Origin of the sequence: Halothiobacillus sp. (assembly GCF_027346185.1) — a bacterium.
Classification (GTDB): domain Bacteria; phylum Pseudomonadota; class Gammaproteobacteria; order Halothiobacillales; family Halothiobacillaceae; genus Halothiobacillus.
The window spans coordinates 47,454-53,985 of sequence record NZ_DAIESY010000113.1 but is presented as its reverse complement, the minus strand read 5'-3'; the positions used below and the strand labels follow the sequence as shown (position 1 = coordinate 53,985).

General features: G+C 52.3%; 10 protein-coding genes. 7 read left to right on the top strand and 3 right to left on the bottom strand.

From position 1 onward, the window contains the following. The first annotated feature begins 164 nt into the window (after positions 1–164). Positions 165–311, top strand: coding sequence for a motility-associated protein (locus M7R55_RS12255; protein ID WP_366881174.1), 147 nt, complete (start codon positions 165–167; stop codon positions 309–311). 5 nt (positions 312–316) lie between these two features. Here M7R55_RS12255 and M7R55_RS08130 read toward each other — a convergent pair whose 3' ends face one another. Further along, positions 317–517, bottom strand: coding sequence for a hypothetical protein (locus tag M7R55_RS08130; protein WP_298219912.1), 201 nt, complete (start codon positions 515–517; stop codon positions 317–319). 81 nt (positions 518–598) lie between these two features. On the opposite strand from M7R55_RS08130, the gene M7R55_RS08125 reads away from it, so the two are divergent. Next, complete coding sequence (locus M7R55_RS08125) at positions 599–742, top strand: hypothetical protein (protein ID WP_298219911.1); 144 nt, start codon at positions 599–601, stop codon at positions 740–742. A gap of 308 nt (positions 743–1,050) precedes the next feature. On the opposite strand, the gene M7R55_RS08120 is transcribed toward M7R55_RS08125, so the two are convergent. After that, positions 1,051–1,347, bottom strand: coding sequence for an RNA-binding protein (locus M7R55_RS08120; RefSeq protein ID WP_012823910.1), 297 nt, complete (start codon positions 1,345–1,347; stop codon positions 1,051–1,053). 253 nt (positions 1,348–1,600) lie between these two features. Then, a complete protein-coding gene (locus M7R55_RS08115; RefSeq protein ID WP_298219910.1) occupies positions 1,601–2,491 on the bottom strand; it encodes an ATP-binding protein in 891 nt (296 codons plus the stop codon). Between the two features lie 159 nt (positions 2,492–2,650). On the opposite strand from M7R55_RS08115, the gene M7R55_RS08110 reads away from it, so the two are divergent. From M7R55_RS08110 to M7R55_RS08090, 5 genes are all read left to right on the top strand, one after another. Next, positions 2,651–3,130 carry a thioredoxin family protein gene (locus M7R55_RS08110; RefSeq protein ID WP_298219909.1) on the top strand — a complete coding sequence of 160 codons (480 nt, stop codon included), beginning with the start codon at positions 2,651–2,653 and terminating at the stop codon, positions 3,128–3,130. 91 nt (positions 3,131–3,221) lie between these two features. Further along, positions 3,222–3,557 carry a PepSY domain-containing protein gene (locus tag M7R55_RS08105; protein ID WP_298219908.1) on the top strand — a complete coding sequence of 112 codons (336 nt, stop codon included), beginning with the start codon at positions 3,222–3,224 and terminating at the stop codon, positions 3,555–3,557. Positions 3,558–3,623: 66 nt separating this feature from the next. Continuing rightward, entirely contained in the window at positions 3,624–4,406 is a 783-nt protein-coding gene (locus tag M7R55_RS08100; protein WP_298219907.1) for a hypothetical protein, read from the top strand. Positions 4,407–4,471: 65 nt separating this feature from the next. Next, positions 4,472–5,134: a response regulator transcription factor gene (locus M7R55_RS08095; protein WP_298219906.1), complete on the top strand. Its 663-nt coding sequence runs from the start codon at positions 4,472–4,474 to the stop codon at positions 5,132–5,134. Then, entirely contained in the window at positions 5,131–6,483 is a 1,353-nt protein-coding gene (locus M7R55_RS08090) for an ATP-binding protein (RefSeq protein ID WP_298219905.1), read from the top strand. Before M7R55_RS08095 ends, M7R55_RS08090 begins: the two co-directional genes overlap by 4 nt. The last annotated feature ends 49 nt before the right edge of the window (positions 6,484–6,532 follow it).

The following is a 6,532-nucleotide window of genomic DNA, read 5'->3' as shown; positions in this document are numbered from 1 at the left end:
CTTTGCGATGCAGTCGAACGACTTGTTTACGCCGTTCATGCAACTGCTCCAGGGTTTGAAATCTTGCATCTTCTTTATCCATGCAAATAAAGACAAAACCCGTTAACAAAAGTTCAATCTTCTATGTTCCGGATCAATAGGACAAGCATGAACGTTATTATCGGATGGGTTTTGCTGTTTGGCTCGGTCATCGTTGGGTTTCTTATATAGCCGGCGGGCATATTGTTGTTCTGTTCCAGCTCGTTGAATATCTGATCATCATTGGGGCCGCGTTGGCTGCCTTAGTGGGAGGAAACTCCGGCAAGACGTAAGGCTCCTAGTGTAACGTCTCCAACATTTCTTTAGCTTTGGTGACCTTGGCCAAAATGGCGTCAGGCGTTGCGGTCCAGTGATAAGGTTTTGGGTGCGCATTTCGATGTTCAAGATAGGCCGTGATGGCGGCTTTTAACTCATCTACGCTGCGAAAAACACCTCTGCGAATACGTTCTTCGGTGATGTCCCGAAAAAAGCGTTCCACCAAATTCAGTCATGATGCCGATGTCGGCGTAAAGTGCATGTGGAACCGTGGCTTCTTGGTCAGCCACGCCTTCATCTTGGGATGTTTCTGGGTCGCGCAGTTGTCGACAATCAGATGGATATCGAAGCCCTTTTTCGTTTCACGGTCGAGTTTTATCAGAAAGCTTTGGAACTCATCATTGCGATGTCGGGGCAGGCATTCCCCGATCACACCGTACCCTCGTGAACATTTAAAGCGGCAAACAACGTCGTGATGCCATTTCGATTGTAGTCATACGTCATCGTCCCGGGCCTCAAGCTTTTTGCGGTCGTAATTGAGCCGTTCTATGTGCATTGGCGTTCTCGTAATGCCAATACACCATATCTATTGTTTTGCATGGGGGCGTTACACTGGGAACGTTGATTTTTCATAAATTGCAGACGAAAAAAAAGACTCTTGCGAGCCTTCTGTAAATTCTGATTCACACCGGAGCCAAAGGCTTAAAGCCGTTGGCCCATACTGTATCTAAGCGTATTACCTAAGAGGTTTTTGGCTTAGTGGCGTGAACGGAATTCACCACGATCGCCGCCGCGATCATTGGTACGCTCGCGAGGACGGGCTTCGTTGACACGAATGTTACGACCATTCAGGTCGGTGTTGTCCAACTGCTCGATGGCAGTCATGCCAGCAGCTTTGTCAGCCATTTCAACAAACGCGAAACCCTTGGAGCGACCTGTCGCCATGTCCTGGATTACTTTGGCGGATTTAACTTCGCCGAAAGCTTCGAATGCAGAACGAACGTCTGCATCGCCAGATTGATAGGACAGGTTGCCAACATAGATATTAATCATCGGAAAAAATACTCTCGTACACGTGCTATCGTTTCAACCAAAGGGTTTGTATAGCACTAAAACGCACCCTTCAGGTGTTTATGGTCGGGCAACAAAACTTGCGCCTTGGTAAACACAACACCGACATTAAAGCAAAAGACATCAATTACAAGCAGTTTTTCATCCTGAGGTTCGAAATGAGCAGAAGGTGTTGTTAATTGGATAACTTTTGTTTCATTCTTTTGTCATCAAAAACGGGTTTGTCTGTTCGTTCTCAAATGTCTGCCAGGTTTTCTGCGAGCCAGTAACGCACAAACTGGTGCGCAACCCGTCCACTTCGTGACCCACGCAAGCGCGCGAACATGAGCGCTTCTTTCTGCCAACGTGTTTCATCGCGGATTTTGTCTGTCTGTTCGGGTGTGTCTCCTTCAATGGTTTGAATTTTCGCCCGCACGATATCCAAATATTGATCCTGGTTAAATGGATGGAATGCCAGCCACAAACCAAACCGTTCGGATAACGAGACTTTTTCATCGATCGCATCGCCTTCGTGTAACTCGCCTTCAACCACTTGTGCGGCCAGATTGTCCTGCATGGATTCCGGAAGCAGGTGCCTGCGATTTGAGCTGGCGTAGACCAGCACGTTATCAGGTGGCGCCATCAGAGAACCGTCCAGCAACGCTTTCAAGCCCTTGTAACTGGCATCGTTTGCCTCAAACGACAAATCATCGATGAACAGAATGTATTTTCGGTCCTGATTGCCCAGAATCTGAATCAGATCACCCAGAGCAGCCAAGCCTTCCCGATCCAGCTCGATCATGCCCAGTTCTTTCCCCCCGTGACGGGTGAGGGTTGCGCGTATGATCGAACTCTTGCCGGTACCGCGAGCACCCCAAAGGAGCACGTGATTGGCGGGTCTGCCACTCAGAAACAGGCGTGTATTTCGTTCGATTTGTCCAAGCTGTTTTTCTCGATGGAGAAGATCTTCAACCGGGATCAAGGCAGGATGGTGAATGACTTTGAATCCCGTGTCCGGATGCCAGCGCTGGGCCAGTGCGCGAGGATCCGGTTTTTCCCAGAAGCCCTGTTTACGCCCGGTTTCCAGTTGCGAGAGGAGTTCGATCAGGCCGGCGATGGATGATTTGGGAGTTTTGTTAAAACGCATGTCATGCCTCTTGGCGGATAGCGGGGGAATAAACGAGACCGTGGCCGCTGAATTTGGTTCTGTATTATTCTACGTTCTCACTGCGCGCATAGGCAGTTTCCTGCCCGAGGATTGTCCGCTGCGAGCAAAACTTATTGAATTACACACGGATTTATGACCATGCCCGATATGACCGTCCCCGCTGTTTTGTTTGCCTTGGTGCTCCTGATCCTGTTGGGGCAGTGGTTGGTGGTGCGGCGAGCGAAATCAATGCAGGGCCAAGCGGTGCCTGATGAGTTGCTGCGTGCCTTTCAGTCCACGCAAGTGGCTGACCATTTGGCGCATCCGTTTGAAGATCGGTCGGGTATGAATGTTCTGGTGGCTTTCGATGCGCCAAATTGCGGTGCGTGTCGCAAAATGGCTCCGGTTCTGGACATGATTGCCAAACGATACCCGGACAGGGTTTTTCGCTTATCGGTGATGGAGCATAGAGCGCTGGCACAAACGCTGCGCATCATGGGAACGCCGACGATCCTGCTGGTTCGAAATGGCCAGATAGTTGAGGTATTTGTCGGCATTACGCCCTTGTCTCGTTTATTGCAGCGCTTGCAGCTATCGTGGCCCGAGATTATGCCCGTGGATATTTCTCCTGCTTCGTAGTTGAATGTCGAAGTCACTAATTCTCAGCTAATTCTCGACCGCTATCTTTGTCCCTGTGCAATGTCTGCACGATTACAGAGGGATGAATATCATGAAACGTCAAACTTATCTGGCCGCGCTGGTGGCTCTTTCTGCTCTTGACGTTGGTGGCGCTTATGCATCTTCTCAGCACGAAGGTAACGATGCCCTGGCTATTTCTGAGGCAAATATTGGCCTTGCCGATGCTGTGACCGCAGCGGAACAGCATGTCGGTGGTAAGGCTTCAAAAGCCGAGTATGAATCGTTCCAAGGACAGCGGGTTTTTGATGTGGAAGTGGTCAAGGGGCAGGCAGTCTCAGATGTCAAGGTAGATGCGAATGACGGTAAGGTGATTTCGGTCACAGCCGATCAGGCCGATCATGATGACTCGGGCGATCGTGCGGACTGATCCACGATTACTGTCGGGCGCCGTGATGTTCGTTGCGGCGCCGTTTCCAATTTTGGGAGAAGCTCAATGAATGACGCTCAACTGACCGATGCAAAGACACTGTTCAATAAAGTGCCCGAAGTCATCGCACTTTTCTGGGTTATCAAGATTCTCGCTACTACAGTGGGCGAGACAGCGGCTGATTTCCTCAATATCAATCTGAATGTCGGGCTGACGGGCACGGCGATCGTGATGACGGGCTTGCTCGCTGGTTTCCTGTTCGCACAAGTTAAAACAAAACGTTACACGCCTTGGCTCTATTGGTTAACGGTCGTGTTGATCAGTATCGTCGGTACATTGATTACCGATATTCTGACCGATCAGCTCGGCGTTCCACTTGAGGCCAGCACGCTTGCTTTCTCCGTTGCCTTGGCTGTGACGTTTGCGGTCTGGTATGCCAGGGAGAAAACACTGTCGATCCATCGTATCGATACGCGTGGGCGGGAGCTCTACTATTGGCTCGCGATTCTTTTCACGTTCGCGCTTGGCACGGCGGCCGGTGATCTAGTGGCCGAACGGATGACGATGGGTTATGCCTACTCGGCATTGATGTTCGGCGGGATGATTGCCGTTGTGACCTTCGCATTTTTCGTGTTCAAGTTGAATGCAGTCCTTGCTTTCTGGATTGCCTATATCCTGACACGTCCTCTGGGCGCTTCACTTGGCGATTTCCTGTCGCAACCGGTTGCTGTGGGCGGGCTTGGCTTGGGCACGGTTCAAACCAGTCTTCTGTTTTTTGTGGCCATCTCAAGCCTGGTGGTTTATCTCAGCCTGACCCGTAAAGATGTGATAAAAGCTGAAATCGAGTAAAAGCCATATCGAAAAAAGAGTTCGAGGCGCCAGCAGTTCAGTTTTCCGAGGAGCTAAGGAGCGTCATGCGCATTTTATTGGTAGAAGACGATGCCATGATTGGCGAGGCGGTTTCCACAGCCCTGAAAGATGCCGCATACGCCGTGGACTGGGTGCAAGATGGCAAAACCGCGCTGGCTACGCTCGACAGCGCAGAGCATCAGGTCGTGTTGCTTGATCTTGGATTGCCCGGACACGACGGTCTTGATGTGTTAAAGCGATTGAGGCAGGCGGGGCGCGACCTGCCGGTGATTATCATCACGGCGCGTGATGGTGTGGATGATCGTGTGCGGGGGCTGGATCTGGGCGCAGATGACTATCTGGTCAAGCCGTTCGACGTGAATGAGTTGCTGGCGAGGATGCGCGCGATTATACGTCGTCAGAGCGGGCAGTCTTCACCCATCCTCAGCAATGGTTATGTCGATCTTGACCCGGCGACTCGCGAGGCTACATGCAGCGGCGTCACTGTGTTAATGAGTGCGCGCGAATTTGCCTTGCTTCATTCATTACTGTTGCGACCGGGACAGATTCTGACACGGGCAGAACTGGAGGAGCAGATATACGGCTGGAATGAGGAAGTCGAAAGTAACGCGATTGATTTTCTGATTCATGGCGTCCGCCGCAAGCTGGGGGCGGGCGTCATCAAGAATGTGCGTGGCTCCGGCTGGCGAGTAGGGACGGCGCCGTGACTCGAACATCTCAGGGGCGTTCGGCAAGGAGACACTCACTGCAGATTCGTCTGTCGAAAATGCTGGCAGTGGCCGTTCTCGTTACGGGGGTCAGCGCTTCGCTTGCTGCGCTTTATTTCGCTTATGACGAGGCTCAGGAGTTTCAGGATGACACTATACGGCAGGTTGCGGCGCTCAGTGTCGACTTTCCGGCTTCAGGGCGAACCGTGCACCAGCAACTGGATACGGTCAGCAAGTCAGTAGAAGACCCCGAGTCATTGATCCGGATTTATCGCCTCCCTGATCGTGCGCGTCCTGCCTGGCTGCCGGAGCGGATCGATGCAGGGTTACACACCTTGATGAATCCCGCCGGCCCGGAATCCATCCGGATATTTGTACGAGATACGGGCGGTGGATCACAGCTTGTTGTGGCTCAATCTACGGAGAGCCGCAACGAAATCGCATTGAACAGCGCCCTGCGCACCTTGATTCCATCTTTACTCATGCTGCCGATTCTCATCGGTGTCATTGCATTCATCGTGCGTGCTGAGTTGAAGTCGCTCAAACAACGTTCAAAGGATATTGACCTGCAGGCGGCTGAACGTCCGCAACCCGTGTCGGTACAAAACTTGCCGGAAGAAGTGGTGCCGTTTGTCGAAGCCATCAATCGGTTGTTGGCGCGAGTGGATACAATGATTGCTGAACAACGTCGTTTCATCGCCGATGCGGCCCATGAATTGCGCACGCCACTGACGGCCCTTTCGCTTCAGGCACAGAATCTCTCTGCGGCCAGTTCTCCTGAAATGATGCGAGAACGTCTTGTGCCACTTAAGGCCGGAATCGAGCGGGCACGGAAGTTGACAGTGCAACTGCTTGATCTGGCCAGACTCCAGTCTGGCGAGGAATCCTGTCAGGACATCGATCTTGTTGCACTCGCGCGCCAATGGCTGGCTGAGTTCGTTCCGCTGGCCGAAGCCCGACAGATTGATTTGGGCATGGATGAATCCGCTTCGATACGTATTCAATCCAACGCACAAGCGCTTGGGCTGGTTATGCGCAATGCGTTGGAGAATGCGCTTAAATATACACCCTCCGGTGGAGTCGTCACCCTCAGGTTACGAGCAGAGGCTGATGCTGTATTGATCGAAGTTGTTGATACCGGGCCGGGCATTCCAACCGAAAATCAGGCAGCTGTTTTCGCCCCATTCCACCGCCTGCAGGACGCATCGGGAGAAGGAAGCGGGCTGGGTCTGGCGATTGCCAGAGAGGCGGCCGGTAAACTCGGCGGAGCCGTGTCTGTCTCTAACAGAGTAGATGCCCATGGCCTGGTGTTTACACTCAGGCTGCCGCGTACGTTCAAAGGCCTATAAGTGGTTAACACCTGTCGCAACCGGGCCACGATGTTGCAGCCAAAGCCCG